This is a genomic window from Blastococcus sp. KM273129, from assembly GCF_021698995.1.
GTDB lineage: Bacteria > Actinomycetota > Actinomycetes > Mycobacteriales > Geodermatophilaceae > Blastococcus.
On record NZ_SSXB01000084.1, the window covers coordinates 1 to 20,766 of the forward strand.

Consider the following 20,766-nt stretch of genomic DNA (forward strand, 5'->3'; position numbering starts at 1 on the left):
GGGCGGGCGGTGGCGCCTCGGGCGCGGTGCGGGTGCGGCGGAGGTGTGGACGCAGTGCCATGGCGACTCCCAGCTAGGACCGGTCGATACCCCTCCTTCCCCGTCGGAACACCGCCCGGATGCGAACACGGGTGCCGCTTCGCGGACTGCGCACCCCCGGTAGCGTCCTGACCACATCACGGCAGTGCAGCGAGGAAACCGGTGCGATCCCGGTGCGGTCCCGCCACTGTGAGCCCGGCCCCGGGCGAGCCAGACACTCCGGCTGCCGTGCCCGACGACCCGGGGCGCGGACCCCGAGGGAGGCCCGACGTGACCTTCACGCTGCTCTCGACCAGCGACACCGACCTGCTCTCGGCCCGCGCCAGCGGCGCCGGCTGGCGGCTGGGCAACCCGGCCCGCCTCGACGCCGCCGGCATGGCCGCGCTCACCGAGGGCAGCGAGCTGGTGGTCGTCCGCATCCTCGGGGTGCGCCGGCAGTACGAGGAGGTGCTGGCCCCGCTGCTGGCCGGGCCGGCGCCGGTCGTCGTCCTGGGCGGTGAGCAGGTGCCCGACGCCGAGCTGATGGAGCTCTCCACCGTCCCGATGGGGGTGGCCACCGAGGCGCACGGCTACCTGGCGCAGGGCGGGCCGGACAACCTCGTCCAGCTGCACCGCTTCCTCTCCGACACCGTGCTGCTCACCGGCGAGGGGTTCGAGCCGCCGTCGGTCGCGCCGGACTGGGGGCTGCTGGACCGCACCGCGCGGACCGTCACCGGGCCACGGGTCGCCGTCCTCTACTACCGGGCGCACCACCTGGCCGGGAACACCGCGTTCGTCGAGACCCTCTGCTCCGCGATCGAGGACGCCGGCGGCCGAGCCGTGCCGGTCTTCGTCAGCTCGCTGCGCAGCGTGCCCGACGACCTGCTCGCCACCCTCCGCACCGCCGACGCCCTGGTGGTCACCGTGCTCGCGGCCGGCGGCTCACGCCCGGCCACCGCGCAGGCCGGCGGGGACGACGGCGCCTGGGACGTCGGGGCGCTCGCCGAGCTCGACGTGCCGGTGGTCCAGGGGCTGTGCCTCACCCGGTCCCGCGACGAGTGGCTGGCCGACGACGACGGGCTCTCGCCGCTGGACGTCGGCAACCAGGTGGCCATCCCCGAGTTCGACGGCCGGCTGATCAGCGTGCCGTTCTCCTTCAAGGAGACCGACGAGGACGGGCTCACGCACTACGTGCCCGACCCCGAGCGGGCCGCCCGGGTGGCCGGCACCGCCGTCGCGCACGCCCGGCTGCGGCACACCCCGCCGGCCGACCGGCGGATCGTCGTGATGCTGTCGGCCTACCCGACCAAGCACGCCCGCATCGGCAACGCCGTCGGCCTCGACACCCCGGCGTCGGTGGTCCGGCTGCTGGCCGCGATGCACGGGGCCGGCTACGACATCGGCCCCTTCGACGGCCCCGGCGCGCTGCCCGGCGTCGCCGACCTCGACGGCGACGCGCTGGTGCACGCGCTGATCGCCGCCGGCGGGCAGGACGAGAACTGGCTCACCGAGGAGCAGCTGTCGAGCAACCCGGTGCGCATCCCCGCCGCCGAGTACCGCGCCTTCTTCGACGCGCTGCCCGAGGACCTGCGGGCGGCGATGGTCGAGCACTGGGGTCAGCCGCCGGGCTCGCTGTTCGTCGACGGCGACGACATCGTCTTCGCCGCCCTGCGCGCGGGCAACGTCGTCGTGATGGTGCAGCCGCCGCGCGGCTTCGGCGAGAACCCGATCGCGATCTACCACGACCCCGACCTGCCGCCGTCGCACCACTACCTCGCCGCCTACTGGTGGCTGCGATCGGTGTTCGGCGCGCACGCGCTGGTGCACGTGGGCAAGCACGGCAACATGGAGTGGCTGCCGGGCAAGACCGTCGGGCTGTCGGCCTCCTGCGGGCCCGACGCCGCGATCGGCGACCTGCCGCTGGTCTACCCGTTCCTCGTCAACGACCCCGGCGAGGGCAGCCAGGCCAAGCGCCGCGCGCACGCCACGCTCGTCGACCACATGGTGCCGCCGATGGCGCGCGCGGACTCCTACGGCGACATCGCCCGGCTCGAGCAGCTGCTCGACGAGCACGCCAACGTCGCGGCGATGGACCCGGCCAAGCTGCCCGCCGTCCGCGCGCAGATCTGGACCCTGCTGCAGGCGGCCAAGCTGGACGCCGACCTGGGGCTGAACGAGCGCCCGGCCGACGAGCACTTCGACGAGATGATCCTGCACGTCGACGGGTGGCTCTGCGAGATCAAGGACTCGCAGATCCGCGACGGGCTGCACGTGCTCGGCTCGCCGCCGGCCGGGCAGGACCGCGTCGACCTCGTCGTCGCGATGCTGCGCGCCCGGCAGATCTGGGGCGGCTCGGTGGCCCTGCCCGGGCTGCGCGAGGCGCTCGGCCTGGCCGAGGACGGCACCGCGGGCCTGCGCGAGACCGACCGGGTCGAGGAGCTCGCCGCCGCCCTCGTCGGCGGCATGGAGGACCGCGGCTGGACGGCGTCGGCCGTCCCCGAGGTCGTGCGGGAGGTGCTCGACCGGGACGACGACGCCGTCGCGGCCGTGCTGCGCTTCGCCGTCGACGAGGTGGTGCCCCGGCTGGCGCGCACCACCGACGAGCTCGACGCCACGCTGCACGCCCTCGACGGCGGGTACGTGCCCGCCGGACCCTCGGGCTCCCCGCTGCGCGGGCTGGTCAACGTGCTGCCGACCGGCCGCAACTTCTACTCGGTCGACCCGCGCGCGGTGCCCTCGCGGCTGGCCTGGGAGACCGGCCAGGCGATGGCCGACTCCCTGCTGGAGCGCTACCGCGCCGACACGGGGGAGTGGCCGCGCTCGGTCGGGCTCTCGGTGTGGGGCACCTCGGCCATGCGCACCTCGGGGGACGACGTCGCGGAGGTGCTGGCGCTGCTCGGCGTCCGCCCGGTGTGGGACGACGCCTCGCGGCGGGTCACCGCGCTGGAGCCGGTACCCCTCGAGGAGCTCGGCCGGCCCCGGGTCGACGTCACCGTGCGGATCTCCGGCTTCTTCCGGGACGCCTTCCCGCACGTGGTCACCATGCTCGACGACGCGGTGACCCTGGTCGCCGGACTGGAGGAGGACCCCGCGGACAACCACGTGCGGGCGCACGTCGAGGCCGACGTCGCGGAGCACGGGGACCGCCGGCGGGCCACCACCCGCGTCTTCGGCTCCAAGCCCGGTGCCTACGGCGCCGGGCTGCTGCCGCTGATCGACTCGCGCGACTGGCGGGGCGACGCCGACCTCGCCGAGGTCTACGCGGTGTGGGGTGGCTACGCCTACGGCCGCGACCTCGACGGGGTGCAGGCCCGATCCGACATGGAGGCCGCCTACAAGCGGATCGCGGTGGCGGCGAAGAACGTCGACACCCGCGAGCACGACATCGCCGACTCCGACGACTACTTCCAGTACCACGGCGGGATGGTGGCCACGGTGCGTGCGCTGACCGGTAGCGCGCCGAAGGCCTACATCGGGGACTCGACGCGCCCCGAGCAGGTGCGCACCCGTTCGCTGACCGAGGAGACCGCCCGGGTGTTCCGCGCCCGCGTGGTGAACCCCAAGTGGCTGGCCGCGATGCGCCGGCACGGCTACAAGGGTGCCTTCGAGCTCGCGGCGACCGTCGACTACCTGTTCGGCTACGACGCCACCACCGGCGTCGTGGCCGACTGGATGTACGAGAAGCTGGCGCAGACGTACGTGCTCGACCCGGAGAACCGGGCGTTCATGGAGCGGTCGAACCCGTGGGCGCTGCACGGCATCGCCGAGCGGCTCCTGGAGGCGGTCGACCGGAAGATGTGGGCGGAGCCCGACCCGCAGGTGCTCGCCGAGCTGCAGCAGGCCTACCTCGACACCGAGGGCGACCTCGAGGGCGGGGAGACGCCCGCGGCGGGGCAGGTCCGGGCCTGACGCGCGGGCGCGTCACCGGCGCCAGGCCGGCCGCAGCAGGCGGCCGACGATGTCGCGGGGTGGCCGGGGGCGGGTCGTGGGCCCCGGGGCGCCCCTGGGCGTCTCCTCGAGGGACCGCTCACCCAGCCGCAGGCCGTAGCTGATCAGGTGGCGCAGCGCGACGACGGTGCCGGTGACCGCGATGGTCTGCCAGTCGGGGTCACCGACCAGGCGGAGCAGCCCGGCGGCCACGAGGAGGTCCAGCAGGACGCCCAGGGCCGGCCCCGGACGGCGGGTGACGGCCAGCGCGAGCCCGCCGGAGACCACCGCGATCGCGGCCACCACCTGGGACATCGCGCCGGTGACCGCGACCAGCGTCGAGCTCACCCGCTCCCCCCGGTGCGCCGGTGGTGGGTCGGGTCGGTGGCGGCGTCGGAAGGTGCCTCCCGGTCCTCCTCGATCTGCCGCTTCTCCTCGGCGATCTCCTTGCCGAGGAAGTAGTTCAGCGCCGTCCGGATGGCGGCGATCGCGGCGAGCTGGCCGATCTCCTCCCAGCTCGGGGCCACCGCCGTCTTCAGGACGTCGGCGGCCAGCTGGAACTCCAGGCCCAGGGCCAGGAAGCGGCCCAGCGTCAGCCGGACGGGGACGAAGTTCCGCGTGCTCCGGTCGCGGAGGCCGACCCAGAGGAAGAGCAGGAACGCCCAGACCGCGCCGATGATGATGACCGCCGCGCCGCAGGCCTCCACGACGACGACCAGGACGTTCACGATCTCCTGCAGCAACTCCTCCACGCGGCGCCGCTTACCCGGGCCCCGTCGCCGGGCACGCATGACGATTGGGAGACTGCGCCGATGAGCGAACTGCGCCACGCCGCCTCGGTCACCGTCGCCGCCGCCCCGGAGGCCGTGTACGACCTCGTCTCCGATGTCACGCGGACCGGCGAGTGGAGCCCGATCTGCCAGGAGTGCTGGTGGGACGAGGGCGCCTCGGGGCAGGTCGGCGACGGCTTCACCGGGCGCAACGTCACGCCCGAGCGGACGTGGGAGAGCCGGTCCCGCGTGGTCGCGGCCGACCGCGGCCGCGAGTTCGCGTGGGAGGTGGGCGCCGGCTACGTCCGCTGGGGCTACACGATGGTGCCCGTCGGCGGCGGCACCGAGTTGACCGAGCACTGGGATTTCCTCCCCGCCGGCCAGGCCTTCTTCGCCGAGCGCTTCGGGGAGTCGGCCGGCGAGCGGATCGCCGAGCGCACCCGGCAGGCGCACGAGGGCATCCCGGTGACCCTCGCGGCGATCAAGCGGATCGCCGAGTCCGGCTGAGCCGCCGCCACCAGCAGCCCGGCCACGACGGCGCCAGCGGCGTTCAGGACGGCGTCCAGCGGGGAGACCACGCGCCCCAGCGGCAGCGCCCACTGAAGCAGCTCGATGCCCGCGCCCGCGGCCGCGCCCAGTGCGACCAGCCGCGCCGGCCGCCCGAGCGCGGGCCAGCGCAGGACCGCCAGCGCCGCCGGCACGACGAGCAGTCCCAGGTTGCCGAGCAGCTGGCCCAGCGTCGCGGGGGAGTCCAGCCCCGAGGCGTACCAGCGCAGCTCCTCGACCGGCGAGCCCCACGACCAGCCGGCCCCCTCGGGGGTGAGGGTGAGGGCGGCCACCCCGACGAGGGCTGCACCCAGGACGGGCTGGAGGACGACGCGGCGGCCGTTCACCACGGGCCCCGGTGCAGCGGCCCGGAGGCCAGGGCTGACACGGCGGCCGAGCCGAGGGCGTCGACCTCGGCGGCGAGCGTGCGCAGCGGGACCGGTCGCGGTGAGCGCAGCAGCGCCACGACCCGGTCGGCCGCGAGGGCGATGCGGTCGCCGGCGTCCAGCTTCGGTGGGACCGGGGCGCCACCGTCCAGGCCCCACGGTTCGGCGATCTCGTCGCAGAGGCCGGGCAGCCGCCGGAGCAGGTCCGCGCACCCACGGGCCAGCCGCCACCAGGCACCGACCTGCAGGGTCCGGTCGCCCCGGGTGCCTGCCGTCGCCCAGCGGAGCAGCCGGACGACCTCGCCCCAGACGACGTCGGAGACCACGCACTCGACGGCGCAGGCGCCCGGCGGCCGGCGGGCCAGGACCACGGTGCGGGCCGCGGTGGCGTCGAAGAGCTGTCCGGTCGCGTCGTCTTCCATGCCGCCACGGTCGGCCGCCGGGCTGTGTACGGCCTGGGTGCGGGCTGCCCGTCCGCCGTGGGTGCGGCCGGGGCCCGCCCGGCCGTAGCCTCCCGGCATGCCGGACCAGACCTCCTCCATCACCTCCGCCCACGACGTCTCCCTGACCGTCCACCGCTGGGACCCTGCCGGCCCGGTGCGCGGCATCGTGCAGCTCACGCACGGCATGGGGGAGCACCTTCATCGTTACGAGGCGCTGGCAGCCGCACTCACCGGTGCGGGCTGGGTGGTCGTGGGGCAGGACCACCGCGGCCACGGCGCGACCGCCCGAGACGGCGCGTGGGGCGACCTGGGCCCGGGCGGCTGGGACGAGCTGGTGCGCGACATCGGGCGGGTGACCGACTCCGTGCGGGCCGAGCTCCCCGACGCGCCGCTGGTGCTGCTCGGGCACAGCATGGGCTCGTTCGCCGCGCAGCAGCACGTGCTCGACCACTCCGGTGACCTCGCCGCCCTGGTGCTCACCGGCACCACGGTGCTGGACCTGCTGGAGCCCGCCGTGGACCTGGACGGGCCGACCGACCTCTCGGCGTTCAACGCGCCGTTCCAGCCGGCCCGCACCGACTACGACTGGCTCTCCCGCGACGAGGCGCAGGTGAACGCCTACGTCGCCGACCCGCGGTGCGGCTTCGGCCTGACCGCCGCCGACAGCCGGCAGATGTTCCTGGCCGGGCGCCGGCTGGCCGACGTCGAGCAGCTGCGCGGGGTGCGCGCCGACCTGCCGGTGTACGTCGCGGTCGGCGACGCCGACCCGCTGAACGGGCGGCTGGCGCTGGTCCAGGTGCTGGTCGACCGGCTGCGGGAGGCCGGCGTGCAGGACGTGACGCTGCGGGCCTACCCCGGCGCCCGGCACGAGGTCTTCAGCGAGACCAACCGCGACGAGGTCGTGCGGGACCTGCTCGCCTGGCTCGACCGGGTGGTCCCGGCCGGCTGACCGCAGCGGGGTTCACAGGAAGCATCCAGGTGGCTCCCCGGGAAACCGCACCTCGCCCGGGCAGGCTCGTGCGCCCGACCAGCGAGGAGGCGCCGTGGCCGGCAGCACCGTCCCGACGGCAACCGGTCGCCGCGGCGCACCGCCGGGGCGGCCCGGGCGCGTCCTCGTCGTCGTCGGTGGCCTGCCGGGCAGCGGGAAGACGACGCTGCTCCGGCGCCTGCTCGCCGGGGGCGCCCGACCGGTCACGGCCCTCGACTCCGAGGACGTCGCCGCCCGGGTGCGGCGCGCGGCCCCCGGGGTGCCGTACCGCCTGCTGCGCCCGTGGGTGCACGCCTGGCACCGCTGGCGGGTGCTGCGGGTCGTGGCCGGTGATGCCCCGCTCGTCGTGCTGACCGACCCGTGGACCAGCCGGGGCTGGCGGGGGCTGGTGGTCCTGACCGCAGGCCGCTCGGGCCGGGCGCTGCGCCTGGTGCTCCTCGACGTGCCGCCGCGGGTGGCCCGCGACGGGCAGCGGGCCCGCGGCCGGACGATCCCGGACGGCCGCATGCGGCGCCACGCGACCCGGTGGCGCCGGTGCCTGGCCCGGGCGCGCACCGCCCCGGCCGGCTCCGGGCACGCGGTGCTCGTGCTCGACCGGCAGGCGGCCGGCGAGCTGACCTGGCCGGCCGCGCTGGGGGAGTAGCGCCGGCCGACCGGGAGCGCCGCTGCGCGCCGCGGTGTTGACTGGCCGCCGGGGCCGCCCGGTCCCGCCTGTTCCCGAGCTCCCGGAGGACCTCCATGCACGTCGGCGTCGACAGCTTCGTCGCGGCGGTCACCGACCCGCGCACCGAGCGGCTGATCGGCCCGGAGGAGCGGATGGGCCACCTGCTCGAGGAGATCGAGCTCGCCGACCGCGTCGGCCTGCACTCCTTCGGCATCGGCGAGCACCACCGCAGCGAGTACTACGACTCCGCGCCCCCGGTCATCCTCGGGGCCGCGGCGGCGCGCACCTCCCGCATCCGGCTGGGCAGCGCGGTCACCGTGCTCAGCGCCGCCGACCCGGTGCGGGTCTTCCAGCAGTTCGCCACCCTCGACCTGATCTCCCGCGGACGGATCGACCTGGTCGTGGGCCGCGGCTCGTTCACCGAGGCCTTCCCGCTGTTCGGCCTGAGCCTGGCCGACTACGACGAGCTGTTCGCCGAGAAGCTCGACCTGCTGCTGCGCATCCGGGCGTCCGAGCACGTCACCTGGTCGGGGAAGCACCGCCCCCCGCTGAGCGGTCAGGGCGTGTTCCCGCGCCCGCTGCAGGACCCGCTCCCGATCTGGGTGGGGGTCGGGGGGACGCCGGAGTCCTTCGCGCGGGCGGGCCTGCTGGGCCTGCCGCTGATGGTCGCGATCATCGGCGGCGAGCCCCGCCAGTTCGCCCCGCTGGTCGACCTGTACCGCCGGGCGGGCGCGCACGCCGGCCACCCGCCCGAGGCGCTGAAGGTCGGGCTGCACGTGTTCGGGTTCGTCGCGGAGAGCGCGCAGGCGGCCGCGGACACCATCTACCCCGGGTGGCACGAGATGTTCGCGAAGATCTCCCGCGAGCGGGGCTTCGCCACCCCGACCCGGGCGCAGTTCGACGCCACCAGCGGGCCGGACGGCGCCTTCTTCATGGGCGACCCGGAGTCGGTGGCGGCCAAGCTCCGGCGGGTCTCCGAGCAGCTGGGCGGGGTGGACCGCGTCGCGCTGCAGATGACCAACCCGCGGCTCGCCCACGAGGACCTCATGCGCGGCATCGAGCTGCTCGGCACCGAGGTGGCGCCGCGGGTGGCCGGGGCCTGAGTCCGGGCTGAGCCGTGGGCCGGGCCGGGAGGTGGCTCCCGGCCCGGCCGCGCCGGCGCTCGGTCAGGTCAGCCCTTCGTTGTGCGGCTCGATGCCGGACGAGGGGTCGACCCCCTCGTCCGCGGCCGGCTGCACCGGCCCCTCCCCGGGCTCCGACCCGGTGCCCGCGGCGGTGTTGCGCGACGAGCGCTCCGGGTCGGTGACGTCGGTGGTCGTGGGTGCCTGGCCGATCCGCTCGGCGGCGTCGCCGGTACCGGTCTCCTCGAGATTTCCTCCGGTCACGCCTGCTCCCTCCGTCGTGTCGGTTGCGGACGCCGCTGGCGTTGCCCACCACCGGGACCGGCACGCATCGGAGCGACCCCCGAAGGGTGGGCGGAGGGGATCCGTACGAGGATGGGCCCGTGGGAGCGAAGAAGAAGGTCGGACCCGAGGACGCCCGCTCGTGGCTGCTGGTGAACGGCGCGCGCACGGAGCTGTTCGACGTCGCCCGTGACTCGCGCGCCGACCAGGTGGTGCTCGACATCGAGGACGCCGTCGACCCGGCGCACAAGGGGGAGGCCCGCGACGGGGTCGCGGAGTGGCTCTCCCGCGAGGGCAACGGCGCCTGGGTGCGGATCAACGACCACTCCACCCCCTACTGGGCCGACGACGTCGCCGGCCTGGCGCGGGTGCCCGGTCTGCTCGGGGTGATGCTGGCCAAGGCCGAGGCCGCCGAGCACGTGACCGAGACGTTCGACCGCCTCGGCGGTGCCACCCCGGTGCTCCCGCTGGTGGAGTCGGCGCTGGGGATCGAGGAGGCGGTGAACATCGCGCGGGCCCGCGGCGCCTTCCGGCTGGCCTTCGGCAGCGGCGACTACCGCCGGGACACCGGCACGAGCGCCGACGAGCTGGCGATGGCCTACCCGCGCTCGCGGCTGGTGGTGGCCAGCCGGATCGGCGGGCTCCCCGGCCCCATCGACGGCCCGACGGTGAGCAGCAGCCACCCGGTGCTGCGGGAGCAGACCGCGGTCACCGTCTCCCTCGGCCTGACCGGGAAGCTCTGCCTGGACATGGACCAGCTGCCGGTGATCAACGAGGTCATCAGCCCGACGCCGTCCGACGTCGCCTGGGCGCGGGACTTCCTCGCGGACTTCGACGCCCGCGGTCAGGTGATCCGCGACGGCAGCGACCTGCCCCGGCTGGGCCGGGCCCGCAAGATCGAGCGGCTGGCCCGGGTCTTCGGCGTCGAGCCGGTGTGACGCCGCGGCGGCGCCTCGCCCTCAGCCGGCGACGACGACCCGGTCGCGCCCCTGCCGCTTGGCCGCGTACAGGGCGGCGTCGGCCCGGCCCAGCGCGTCCGCCGGCGAGCTGCCGCCGTGGGCCGTGCCGATGCTGGCGGTCACCGGCAGCCCCCCGGTGAGCGCCTGCCAGGGGTGGGCCCCGATCGCCCGGCGGACCGCCTCCACGTGCCGCACCGCGGTGCCGGGGTCGGTGCCGGTCAGCACGAGGAGGAACTCCTCGCCGCCGAGCCGGGCGACGAACGAGCCACCGGGCGCGGGCCCCCGCCGGACCTGCTCCTCGAGCAGGTCCGCCACCGCGCGCAGCACGCGGTCGCCGGCCTCGTGCGAGCAGGTGTCGTTGACCCGCTTGAAGTGGTCGAGGTCCAGCAGCGCCACGGTCAGCGCGCCCTGGTGCTCGGCCAGCAGCCGCGGCAGCTCCTCGTCGACGTAGCGGCGGTTGTAGAGCCCGGTGAGCGGGTCGCGCAGCGAGAGCTCCCGGTACCGCCGGCTCTGCCGGCGCGCCTCGGTCGTCTCGTACATGGCCTGGAGCGCCCGGGCGCGGGCGTCGCGCTGGGCCGACTGGAGCTCCATGAGCTCGTCGCAGTACGAGCGGTGCTCCTCGTACGCCGCGCGGAAGTCCCCGGCGGCGGCGTGCAGCTCCGCCTGTTCCCGGCGGGCGCGCACCCGGATCGACGTCAGCCCGTGCCGCTCGCAGCGGCGCACGCACTCGTCGAGGGTCGCCTGGGCCCGGGGCAGGTGGCCGCGCCGGCGGCGGATCTCCGCGAGGGTGAGCAGGAAGTCCGCCCCGGCGTCGCCGTCCAGGGAGGCGTCGAGCACCTCGGGGTGGAGACCGGGAAGCAGCGCGGCCTCCGCCTCCTCCAGCCGGTCCAGCTCCATGAGGGCCCGTCCGACGGTGTCCAGCCGGCCGACCCGCAGGGGGATGCCGTGCCGCACCGCCAGGTCCTGCAGCTTCGCGCACCAGAGGAGCGCCTCCTGGAAACGGCCGGCGAGGATCTCGCAGTAGCTGCGGTTGTTGAGCACCAGCAGCTGCCGGTCGACGTCGCCGATCTCCTCGGCGAGCCGCAGCACGTGGTCGTAGCGGTCCCGGGCGGCGAGATCGCCGTTGAGCCCGAGGCAGTCGGCCAGCCGGGCGTGGTGGTCGATGCGCACCTGCGTCCGCGCGTCGTCGGGGAGCAGCTCCACGGAGCGGACGGCGTGCTCCAGCGCCAGCGACAGGTCGCCGAGCTCCTGGAACACCGCGGCCAGGACGAAGTGGCCCCGGGCCAGCAGGTTGCGGGAGCCGTGGTCGGCCGCCCAGCGGTGGATCTCCTCGGCCAGCCGGCCGGCCTCGGCGACGCCGCCGCGGCGGCGCACCAGGTCGGCCTGCACCAGTCGGGCGCGCCGCTCCAGCTCGGGCAGGCCGGCCTCGCGCGCCCCGGCCAGGGCCACCTCGGCCCGCTGCTCCAGCCCGTCCTCGTCGAACCGGGAACGGTCCTCCAGCTCGGCGATCTCCGCCCGCAGCCCCGGGTCGGCGCCCGCGGGAGGCGGTGCGGGCAGGCCCGAGCCGCGTTCCCCGCCGGGTCGTTCCGCCACGCTGGTCACCCGATCCCATCGGCCGGTCGACGGGGCGACTGCCACGTGCCGGCACCGCACGTGACCCGGACGGGGGAGGTCAGCCCTCTGCGAGCCAGATGGCGGTGTGCGGCGGCAGCGCCACGGTGGCCGGCGAGCGGCGGACGTGGGTGTTCGAGGCGAGCAGCACGGTGCCGCGGGTGCGCACCAGCGTCGTCCCGGTGCCCATGTTGACCACGCAGCGGACCACGCTGCCGTCGTCGGCGGTGCACCGGACGGTGAGGACCTCGCCCCGGGTGCTCACCGTCGCCCGGCCCGACCCCAGCGCCGGGTGCGCCTCGCGCAGCGCCAGCGCGCGGCGGTAGAGGGTCAGCATCGAGCCGCCGTCGCGGGCCTGGCGGGACACCGCGTACCGGTCCCACTCGGCGGGGATCGGCAGCCACGGCTCGGCGCCGGCGCGGGTGGAGAAGCCGACACCGGGCGAGGGGTTCCACGGCATGGGCACCCGGCAGCCGTCCCGCCCGCTGCGGGCGCCGCCGCTGCGGAAGAAGATCGGGTCGCGCTTGGCCTCGTCGGGGACGTCGGCCTGCGGCAGGCCGAGCTCGTCGCCGGCGTAGACGTAGGCCGAGCCCGGCAGCGCGAGCATCAGCAGCGCCGCGGCGCGGGCGCGGGCGGTGCCCACGGCGCCGCCGCCGAAGCGGGTGACCTGCCGGTCCTTGTCGTGGTTGCCCAGCACCCAGGAGACCGGGGCGCCGACCTCGCCGAAGGCGTCCAGCGCGCTGCGCACCCCGTCGGCGAACGCCTCGGTCGACCAGGCCGACTTCAGCAGCCGGAAGCTGAACGACTGGTGCATCTCGTCGGGGCGGGAGTAGAGGGCCACCTCGCGCGGGTCGGCCAGGCAGACCTCGCCGACCAGCATGGTGTCGGGGTACTCGTCGCAGATCGAGCGCCAGCGCCGCCAGACGTCGTGCACCTCGGGCTGGTTCCAGGTCATCGCCTGCTCGGGGCCGTGGCCGAACAGGGTGGGGGAGTAGGCGCCCGGGTTGTCGCGCAGGCCGACGTCCTTGAACAGGCCGTAGGCCACGTCGACGCGGAACCCGCTGACGCCGCGGTCGAGCCAGAAGCGCAGCGTCCGCTCGAAGTCGGCGGCGACGGCGGGGTCGCGCCAGTTGAGGTCGGGCTGCTCCGGGGCGAACAGGTGCAGGTACCAGCGGCCGTCGGGGGTCCGCGACCAGGCCGGCCCCCCGAAGAGCGACTGCCAGTTGTTCGGCGGCTCCGCCGACGGCGGCGCGAAGTGGTAGCGCGACGCCTCGGGGCAGTCCGGGTCGGCCAGTGCGGCCTGGAACCAGGGGTGCCGGTCGGAGGTGTGGTTCGGGACGACGTCGAGCACGACCCGGAGCCCCAGCGCGCGGGCCTCGGCGACCAGCGCCTCCAGGTCGGCCACGTCCCCGTACTCGGGGTCGACGGCGCGGTAGTCGACGATGTCGTAGCCGCCGTCGGCGCCCCCGGAGGGGTAGTGCGGGTTGATCCACACCGCGTCGACGCCCAGCCACGACAGGTACGGCAGCCGGGAACGCAGGCCGGCCAGGTCGCCGACGCCGTCCCCGTTCCCGTCTGCGAACGAGCGCAGGTAGACCTGGTACACCACCGCCGACCGCCACCACGGGGACGTCGACGACCGTTCCGCGACCTGCCGACGGGTCGCGGTCCGCACCGATGCGAGGCGCACTGCCATGCGACCTCCATCGGCACGGCCCCGCGGACCCTCGAGAACGCGAGCGATCGGAGTGGCCGGTGTTCCGGGTCGTTACCTCGCCGAGACGTGCCGGGACGGCCGGTGCGACGGGTGGCCGGCGGGACACCGTCCCTGCGGCAGGCGAGGATGGCCGCATGGCAGAAGACGCACGGACCCACGACCTCGTCGTCTACGGGGCCACCGGCTTCGTCGGCCGGCTGCTCGCGCGCTACCTCGCCGAGCACGCCCCGGCCGGGACCCGCATCGCGCTGGCCGGCCGGTCCCGCGACCGGCTGGAGGAGGTCCGGCGCTCGCTGCCCTCCGGCGGCCGGGACTGGGTGCTGGTCGAGGCCGACTCGACCGACGAGGCGTCCGTGGACGCCCTCGCCCGGTCCACCCGCGTGCTGGTCACGACGGTCGGCCCCTACGCCCGGTACGGCCTGCCGGTGGTGGAGGCCTGCGCCCGGGCCGGCACCCACTACGCCGACCTCACCGGCGAGGTGCTGTTCGTCCGCGATGCGATCGAGCGCTGCCACGCCGTGGCGGCGGAGACCGGCGCGCGGCTCGTGCACGCGTGCGGCTACGACTCCGTCCCCTCCGACCTCAGCGTGCTCCTGCTCGCCCGGCAGGCGGCCGCCGACGGTGCGGGTGGCCTGACCGACGTGGAGCTCGTCGCCACCCTCCGGGGCGGGTTCAGCGGCGGGACGATCGACTCGATGCGCGCGCAGGTGGAGGCGTTGCAGGCCGACCCGGCGCGGCGCCGGGTGGTCGGTGACCCCTTCGCCCTGAGCCCCGACCGGGCGGCGGAGCCCGGCACCCGCCAGCCGCGGGACGCCGGCCTGCCCAGCCGGACGCCCGACGGCCGCTGGACCGCGCCGTTCGTCATGGCCCCGTTCAACACCCGCATCGTCCGGCGCAGCAACGCCCTGCAGGACTGGGCCTACGGGCGGGGGCTGCGGTACAGGGAGGTGATGGGCGTGGGGCGCGGCCCGGTGGGCGCGGTGACCGCCGCCGGGGTCACCGCCGGGCTGCTCGCCACCGTGTCGGCGATGAGCCTGTCGCCGACCCGCGCGCTGCTGGACCGGGTGCTGCCCGCGCCCGGGACCGGGCCGAGCGAGTCGGTCCGGGAGAAGGGCTGGTTCCGCATGGTGGTCGACGCCACCACCGAGGACGGCCGCCGGTACCGCGCGACCGCCGCGGGCAGCGGCGACCCGGGCTACAAGGCCACCGCCGTGATGCTCGGTGAGGCCGCTCTCGCGCTCGCCCTCGACGAGGAGCGGCTGCCCGACCGGGCCGGCTCGCTGACCCCGGCGACGGCGCTGGGCGAGGTGCTGGTCGAGCGGCTGCGGGCCGCCGGGCACACCTACGAGGTGGTCGCGGTCTGACCCTCCCGCCACCGGAGCGGCGGCGGGAGGGCATCGCTAGGGTTGTCCGTCATGCCGACCAGCGCACCGGGACAGCCCGCGGGATCGATCCGGGAGCTCGGGCTGCCCGCCCGGGCGGTCACCGCGCTGACCCGCGCCGGGATCACCGAGACCGGGGCGCTGGCCGCCCTCACCCACCGGGAGCTCAGCGCCGTCCCCGGGCTGGGGCCCGGGCTGGTCGCCGCGATCCGCGCCGTCGTCCCCGAGCCGCCCGCGCGGCTGCCCGGCGCCGGTCCGGCGCCCGCCGGCGGCGGGGACGCGGGAGCGGAGGAGGAGGGCCCGGTGGCGCCGGCGATCCCGTCGTTCGACTCCCTGCGGGCCCCGCGGCGCCGCTCGGCGGTCGACCTGCTGGTCCCGGTGGAGCCCGCGGCCGCACCCGCCCCGCCCCGACCGGGGGCGTCCCCGTCCGCGCCTGCGCGCTCCTCGTCCGGGACCGGGGCGGCCCGTTCCGGCCCGCCGGCCGGTGACCCGTCGCCCCGTGCCGGCGGCCAGTCGGCCGCCGTCCGCCCCCCGGACTACGCCGACCTGCTCCGCCTCGGTGTGCACGTCACCCGGGTGGTGCTGGGTCTCCCGGCGCGTTGCCTGCACCGGCTGCTCGGCCGGGGTGGCCCCACCGCCCCGTAGGCGGGGCGCGGGTGGAGCGGGTCCTGCTCCGTCGCGGCGGCGACGCGGTCGAGGCCGTCGACCTCACTGCCGACGGGGTGGTCGGCCGCCGCGACCGGCTCGACCCTGCGGCGCTCGCCGGGTACGTGGCCGAGCGGGAGGGCGTCGCGGCGCCGGTCCGCTGGATCTGGGACGACACGACCCGCTGGTACCCCGGGCTGCTGACGGCCGGGGTCCGCGTCGAGCGCTGCTCCGACCTGCGGCTGGGGCACGCGATCCTGCGGCGCTCGCCGTTCGCCGCCCAGGACCTGCTCGCCGGGGAGGACACCCCCGGCTGGGACGCCCTGCCGCCCGGCGCACCGCCGGAGACGGCGCTCTTCCCGCTGGCCGACCCGGCCGACCTGCTCGACCCGCTGGCCGAGCACCGGCGCCAGCAGGCGGTGCTCGCGGCCTCGCCGCAGCGGGACCGGCTGGCCCTGCTGCTGGCCGCGGAGTCATCCGGGGCGCTGGTCGCCGCGGAGCTGGCCCACACCGGCCTGCCCTGGCGGGCCGACGTGCACGAGCGGCTGCTCACCGGCCTGCTGGGGCCGCGCCCGGTGGCGGGCGGGCGCCCGGCGGTGCTGGAGCGGCTGCTGGCGGAGGTCCGCGCGGCGTTCGGCGCCCCCACCCTCAACCCGGACTCGCCCGGCGAGCTGCTGCGGGTGCTGCAGCACGCCGGGCTGCCGGTCGCCGACACCCGTTCCTGGACGCTGGAGCAGCTGGTCCACCCCGGCATCCCGGCGCTGCTGGAGTACCGGAGGCTCTCCCGGCTGCTGGCGGCCAACGGGTGGGCCTGGCTGGACACCTGGGTGCGCGACGGCCGGTTCCGCGCCGTCTTCGTGCCCGGCGGGGTGGTGACCGGGCGGTGGGCCTCCTCCGGGGGCGGGGCGCTCTCGGTGCCGACCGTCGTCCGGCCCGCGGCGGTCGCCGACGAGGGGTGGCGGTTCGTCGTCGCCGACGTCGCGCAGCTCGAGCCGCGGGTGCTGGCCGGCATGAGCGGCGACGGCGCGATGGCGGAGGCCGCCCGAGCGGCCGACCTGTACGCGGGGATGGTGGCCGCGGGCGCCGTGGCCACGCGGGCGGACGCCAAGCTCGGCATCCTGGGCGCGATGTACGGCGGCACGCGCGGGGAGAGCGGGCGGATGATGCCCCGGCTCGCCCGGCGCTACCCCCGGGCCATCGGGCTGGTCGAGGAGGCCGCCCGCGCCGGTGAGCGCGGCGAGGTGGTGCACACCCTGCTCGGGCGGGGGTCGCCGCGCCCCGGGTCCTGGCCGCCGCACGAGGAGGGCGACCGGGCCCGCCGGGCCTGGGGCCGGTTCACCCGCAACTTCGTCGTCCAGGGCACCGGGGCCGAGTGGGCGCTGTGCTGGCTGGCCGACCTGCGGAACCGGCTGTGGCGGCTCGGCGACGCCGGCGCCCGGCCGCACCTGGCCTTCTTCCTCCACGACGAGGTGGTCGTGCACACCCCCGAGCACCTCGCCGGTGAGGTGGCCGACGCCGTCCGCGCCGCGGCCTCGACCGCCGGCCGGCTGCTGTTCGGGGGCTTCCCGGTGGACTTCCCGCTCGACGTCGCCGTCGTCTGTTCCTGGGCCGACGCCGGCTGAGGACGCGCGCGGGATACACCACCCACCGGCGCTGCAGGTCACCGCGACACACATCACGTCGTGGAATTCCGCGCCCGCTGATTGTCACGACTGCATAACGGCGGTTACGGTGGCTGCGCCCGGACGGTCGTCCGCTCCCCACCGGGGAGGGCCGCCGGGCGCCGCCGAGCCGCCCTCCGGGGTGGGCCGGGGACCCACCGCAGCACTGAGCCGCCGCATGGCGCGCCCCTGCACCGCCGCACGACCCTGCGCCCGCCGGCACCGCCGCCTCCGGGCGCGTCCGCGGATCTGATCGCACGCGCTGCCCGGCGTCCCGCCGGTCGCCCGCCGACGTGCCGCACCGGCCTCCCCGCCGGTGCCCGGCGGCCCCGCGACCTGCGCCCGGGCCCGCTGCCCGCATCCTCCACGGCCCGCGCCTGACGGCCGGTCGCGCACCCACACCCCGGAGCACCCGAACACCATGGATCCCCGCACCACCACCACCGGCCGACGCGGCCCGCTCGCCCTCCGCCGCCGTCCGCCCGCGGCCGTCCGCCGGCCGGCGCTCTACCTCGGCGTCGCCGTCGCCGGCGCCGTGCTGGTCAACAGCCTCGTCGGCGTCGAGCCGGCCGCCCAGGCCGAGGCCGGCACCTCCGAGTCGGTCAGCGTGGCGCAGGCGCTGGGCCTCTCCGCCCAGGCCGGCCCCATCGACGTGACCGAGGACCTCGAGCCGCTGGAGGACCTCGCGGCCAGCCGCAGCACCCGGGAGGCCGACCAGGCCGCGGCGCAGCAGGCCCAGGCCGCCGCCGACCAGGCCGAGCTCGACCGGCAGAGGGCCGAGGCCGAGGCGCAGGCCCGCGCCGAGGCGGAGAAGAAGGCGGCCGAGGAGGCCGCCGCCGCGGCGGCCGCCGCGCAGCGGGCCGCCGCGGCCCCCGCGAGCCCGACCCAGGAGGCGCGCGCGGCGACGAGCGCCGCCACCTCGGTGGCGGCCACGGCCGTCGCCCGGATCAGCAACACCGCCGGCAGCGTCCGACCGCAGACCCAGGCCGCGGCCGACGCCGTCGTCAGCAACGTGCCCGGCGCCGCGGGGATCACCCTCGGCGGCACCCGGGCCAGCGCCGCCGACCCCGGCGGGCACCCCTCGGGCCTGGCGCTGGACTACATGGTGATGTCGAACGCCTCCCTCGGCGACGCCATCGTCGAGTACCACCGGGCGCACTGGGGCGAGCTGGGCGTGGACTACCTCATCTGGCAGCAGCGGATGCTGTCCTCGCCGGGTGGTTCGTGGAAGGCCATGGAGAACCGCGGCAGCGCGACGGCCAACCACTTCGACCACGTGCACGTCAACTACAACTGAGCCGTCCGCTCCGGCGCCCTAGGTGAGCCGGCGGACCACGGAGAGCGGTAGCACCCGCATGGCCAGCCCGATCGGCACCCACGGCCACGCCGGGACGTAGGCCGTGGTCCGCCGGGCCTCGATGGCGGCCACCATCGCCCGGACCCCGGTCGGCGTGTCGACCATGAACCGGGTGCGCTGCTGCACGTGCTCGTTCATCTCCGAGCGGATGTAGCCCGGGTGGACGACGGAGACGTCGACACCGGGGATGCGCTCGCTGCGCACGCCCTCGGCGAGCGACGCGACACCCGCCTTGGTCGCGGCGTAGGTGGTCATCGACCGGCGCATGCCGCGCAGGGCCGACATCGAGGAGATCAGCACCAGGTGCCCGTGGCCCTGGCGGCGGAAGATCTCCAGCGCCGCCTCCGTCTGCGCCAGGGCGCCCACGAAGTTGGTCATCGCTGTCTCGCGGTTGACATCGGGGCGGCCGGTGCCCAGCGGCGCCCCCTTGCCCAGGCCGGCGTTGACGACCACCCGGTCGATCGTGCCGAACGCCTCGGCGAAGGCGGAGAAGACGGCGGGGACCGCGTCGGCGTCGGTGACGTCCAGGGCGGCGGTCTCCACCCGCCGGCCGGTGGCCGGGCGGAGCTCCGCGGCCAGGGCGTCGAGCCGGTCGGTGCGCCGGGCGCAGAGCGCGAGGTCGTGGCCGAGCGCGGCGAACTGCCGCGCCATCTCCTCGCCGAGCCCGGAGCTCGCACCGGTGACGAGGACGACGCTCATGGGGGGTGCTCCTGCCGGTCGGTGCGGACGGGGTCGTGGCCGGGTGCGGCCCGCGACGCACCGTACGAGTGCCCGTCGGGCGGGCTCGCGGGCACCCCCGGGAGCCGCGGATCCGAGCCGATCGGGCGCGGCGGGGTTCAGCCCCCGCCCGAACGGGCACCCCTGAGGGGCGCACGGGCACATGACGACGCGCGGGTGGACCCCGCGGCACGCACACGAGGGGACCGGGAGTGACGGCCGAGACCAGCAGACGATGCCTGGACGGCCGGTACCAGCTCCACGAACTCATCGCCGTCGGTGGCATGGGCGAGGTGTGGCGCGCCCGCGACCTGCAGCTCCACCGGACGGTGGCGGTCAAGGTGCTGCGCAGCGAGTTCGCCGACGACCCCGTCTTCGTCGCCCGCTTCCGCTCCGAGGCCCGGCACGCGGCCGGGCTGAGCCACCCGAACATCGCCGCCGTCCTGGACTACGGCGAGACGGCCGCGGAGGACACCGGAGAGCGCCTGGCCTACCTGGTGATGGAGCTCGTCGAGGGGGCGTCGCTGTCGACGCGGCTGGCCGAGGAGGGTTCGCTGGACACCCGGGCGACGCTCTCGCTGCTGCGGCAGGCGGCTGCCGGCCTGGCCGAGGCCCACCGGGCCGGCGTGGTGCACCGCGACGTCAAGCCGGCCAACATCCTCCTGGGTGCGGACGGCACGGTGAAGCTGACCGACTTCGGCATCTCGTGGTCGGCGGGGAGCGCCCCGATCACCCGCACCGGCCAGGTCGTGGGCACCGCCCAGTACATGTCGCCCGAGCAGGCCAGGGGCGAGCACGTGAGCCCGGCCAGCGACGTCTACGCACTCGCCCTGGTCGGCTACGAGTCCCTCGCCGGGCACGCGGCCTTCGACGGCGACAACCCGGTCACCGTCGCGCTCAAGCAGGTGCAGGAGACCCCCGAACCGCTGCCGGCCGAGCTGCCGCCGGACGTGCGCGCCCTCATCGACGCCGCGCTGGTCAAGGACCCCGGCGAGCGCCCCCGCGACGGTGCGGCCTTCCTCGCCGCGATCGAGGAAACCATCCAGCGGCCCTCCGGTGAGCCGCCGACCCGGTCGGTGGTGGCGGGCCCGGTGCGGCGGGAGCGCCGGGCGGCCGAGCGCCGCCGCGCCGCCTCGAGGCGCCGGGCCGTCCCGGTCGCCCGCCCGGAGGCCGGGTCGCGCGTCCGCCGGCCGGTCCTCGTCGTGGCCCTGCCGGTGGTGGCCTTCCTCCTCGGGGCCGGCGCGCTGAACCTCGTGCCCGGTCCGGGCGCCGACCCGGGCCCCTCCGCGGGCGCGGTCTCCGACCCGTCGGCCCAGGACGGTGTGGTGCTGGAGCCCGGGGCCCTCCTCGGCCGGCCCGCGGCCGAGGTCGCCGCGGAGCTCGGGGCCCTCGGTCTCGCGGTGCGCCAGGTGCAGGACCCCACGACCGGGAGCGCGCCCGGCACGGTCACGGGCGTCGACCCGGCACGCAGCACGCTGCCTGCAGCGCGCCGGCTGTGTCCCGCACCTCAGAGCAGCCGGTCGAGGTCGTCCGGGCCGGGACCGGTCCCGCCGGAGTCGGGCAGCGGCGAGG

The 20,766-nt window shown here is 76.4% G+C and carries 18 protein-coding genes and 1 riboswitch; of the genes, 11 read left to right on the plus strand and 7 right to left on the minus strand.

Annotated features, from left to right (window positions below; genetic code table 11):
• Nucleotides 1-191 precede the first annotated feature (191 nt).
• Nucleotides 192-259, plus strand: a riboswitch (cobalamin riboswitch).
• A gap of 50 nt (nt 260-309) precedes the next feature.
• Entirely contained in the window at nt 310-3,927 is a 3,618-nt protein-coding gene (gene cobN / locus E9565_RS18505) for a cobaltochelatase subunit CobN (RefSeq protein ID WP_236836351.1), read from the plus strand.
• Between the two features lie 12 nt (nt 3,928-3,939).
• On the opposite strand, the gene E9565_RS18510 is transcribed toward cobN, so the two are convergent.
• Together E9565_RS18510 and E9565_RS18515 are read right to left on the minus strand one after the other, a co-directional pair.
• Entirely contained in the window at nt 3,940-4,293 is a 354-nt protein-coding gene (locus tag E9565_RS18510) for a DUF1622 domain-containing protein (protein WP_236828328.1), read from the minus strand.
• A complete protein-coding gene (locus E9565_RS18515) occupies nt 4,290-4,697 on the minus strand; it encodes a DUF1622 domain-containing protein (RefSeq protein ID WP_236828327.1) in 408 nt (135 codons plus the stop codon). The genes E9565_RS18510 and E9565_RS18515 overlap by 4 nt, the downstream gene beginning before the upstream one ends.
• Before the next feature lie 60 nt (nt 4,698-4,757).
• On the opposite strand from E9565_RS18515, the gene E9565_RS18520 reads away from it, so the two are divergent.
• Nucleotides 4,758-5,222, plus strand: a complete 465-nt coding sequence (locus tag E9565_RS18520; RefSeq protein ID WP_236836354.1) for an SRPBCC family protein — start codon at nt 4,758-4,760, stop codon at nt 5,220-5,222.
• A 382-nt stretch (nt 5,223-5,604) separates the two neighbouring features.
• On the opposite strand, the gene E9565_RS18525 is transcribed toward E9565_RS18520, so the two are convergent.
• The gene (locus E9565_RS18525; RefSeq protein WP_236836356.1) at nt 5,605-6,069 is read right to left on the minus strand and encodes a hypothetical protein; all 465 of its coding nucleotides are present in this window, start codon (nt 6,067-6,069) and stop codon (nt 5,605-5,607) included.
• 97 nt (nt 6,070-6,166) lie between these two features.
• Between E9565_RS18525 and E9565_RS18530 the strand changes: the two genes are divergently transcribed.
• The 3 genes from E9565_RS18530 to E9565_RS18540 all read left to right on the plus strand — a co-directional run bounded on the left by E9565_RS18530 (nt 6,167) and on the right by E9565_RS18540 (nt 8,845).
• Nucleotides 6,167-7,039 carry an alpha/beta fold hydrolase gene (locus tag E9565_RS18530; RefSeq protein ID WP_236836359.1) on the plus strand — a complete coding sequence of 291 codons (873 nt, stop codon included), beginning with the start codon at nt 6,167-6,169 and terminating at the stop codon, nt 7,037-7,039.
• A gap of 94 nt (nt 7,040-7,133) precedes the next feature.
• Complete coding sequence (locus tag E9565_RS18535) at nt 7,134-7,721, plus strand: AAA family ATPase (protein ID WP_236828323.1); 588 nt, start codon at nt 7,134-7,136, stop codon at nt 7,719-7,721.
• Nucleotides 7,722-7,816: 95 nt separating this feature from the next.
• Nucleotides 7,817-8,845: an LLM class flavin-dependent oxidoreductase gene (locus E9565_RS18540; protein ID WP_236836362.1), complete on the plus strand. Its 1,029-nt coding sequence runs from the start codon at nt 7,817-7,819 to the stop codon at nt 8,843-8,845.
• 63 nt (nt 8,846-8,908) lie between these two features.
• On the opposite strand, the gene E9565_RS18545 is transcribed toward E9565_RS18540, so the two are convergent.
• The gene (locus tag E9565_RS18545; RefSeq protein ID WP_236828321.1) at nt 8,909-9,127 is read right to left on the minus strand and encodes a hypothetical protein; all 219 of its coding nucleotides are present in this window, start codon (nt 9,125-9,127) and stop codon (nt 8,909-8,911) included.
• Nucleotides 9,128-9,246: 119 nt separating this feature from the next.
• Here E9565_RS18545 and E9565_RS18550 point away from each other — a divergent pair, with 119 nt between their 5' ends.
• A complete protein-coding gene (locus tag E9565_RS18550) occupies nt 9,247-10,083 on the plus strand; it encodes a CoA ester lyase (protein ID WP_236828320.1) in 837 nt (278 codons plus the stop codon).
• A gap of 21 nt (nt 10,084-10,104) precedes the next feature.
• On the opposite strand, the gene E9565_RS18555 is transcribed toward E9565_RS18550, so the two are convergent.
• Together E9565_RS18555 and E9565_RS18560 are read right to left on the minus strand one after the other, a co-directional pair.
• Nucleotides 10,105-11,697, minus strand: a complete 1,593-nt coding sequence (locus tag E9565_RS18555) for a GGDEF domain-containing protein (RefSeq protein WP_236836364.1) — start codon at nt 11,695-11,697, stop codon at nt 10,105-10,107.
• Nucleotides 11,698-11,776: 79 nt separating this feature from the next.
• Nucleotides 11,777-13,411 (minus strand): glycoside hydrolase family 13 protein, encoded by a 1,635-nt coding sequence (locus tag E9565_RS18560; RefSeq protein WP_236828318.1) that lies wholly within the window; start codon nt 13,409-13,411, stop codon nt 11,777-11,779.
• 155 nt (nt 13,412-13,566) lie between these two features.
• Between E9565_RS18560 and E9565_RS18565 the strand changes: the two genes are divergently transcribed.
• From E9565_RS18565 to E9565_RS18580, 4 genes are all read left to right on the plus strand, one after another.
• Nucleotides 13,567-14,796: a trans-acting enoyl reductase family protein gene (locus E9565_RS18565; RefSeq protein WP_236836366.1), complete on the plus strand. Its 1,230-nt coding sequence runs from the start codon at nt 13,567-13,569 to the stop codon at nt 14,794-14,796.
• Between the two features lie 51 nt (nt 14,797-14,847).
• Nucleotides 14,848-15,459, plus strand: a complete 612-nt coding sequence (locus tag E9565_RS18570) for a DNA-directed RNA polymerase subunit alpha C-terminal domain-containing protein (RefSeq protein ID WP_236836368.1) — start codon at nt 14,848-14,850, stop codon at nt 15,457-15,459.
• Between the two features lie 11 nt (nt 15,460-15,470).
• Nucleotides 15,471-17,081 (plus strand): bifunctional 3'-5' exonuclease/DNA polymerase, encoded by a 1,611-nt coding sequence (locus E9565_RS18575; RefSeq protein ID WP_236836370.1) that lies wholly within the window; start codon nt 15,471-15,473, stop codon nt 17,079-17,081.
• Nucleotides 17,082-17,541: 460 nt separating this feature from the next.
• On the plus strand, nt 17,542-18,417 hold the full coding sequence (locus E9565_RS18580) for a hypothetical protein (RefSeq protein ID WP_236836373.1): 876 nt from the start codon (nt 17,542-17,544) through the stop codon (nt 18,415-18,417).
• Between the two features lie 18 nt (nt 18,418-18,435).
• Here the strand turns inward: E9565_RS18580 and E9565_RS18585 are convergent, their stop codons facing one another.
• Nucleotides 18,436-19,176 carry an SDR family oxidoreductase gene (locus E9565_RS18585; RefSeq protein ID WP_236836375.1) on the minus strand — a complete coding sequence of 247 codons (741 nt, stop codon included), beginning with the start codon at nt 19,174-19,176 and terminating at the stop codon, nt 18,436-18,438.
• A 230-nt stretch (nt 19,177-19,406) separates the two neighbouring features.
• On the opposite strand from E9565_RS18585, the gene E9565_RS18590 reads away from it, so the two are divergent.
• Nucleotides 19,407-20,766, plus strand: a 1,360-nt coding sequence (locus tag E9565_RS18590) for a serine/threonine-protein kinase (protein WP_236836378.1), incomplete at its 3' end; no start/stop codon positions are given.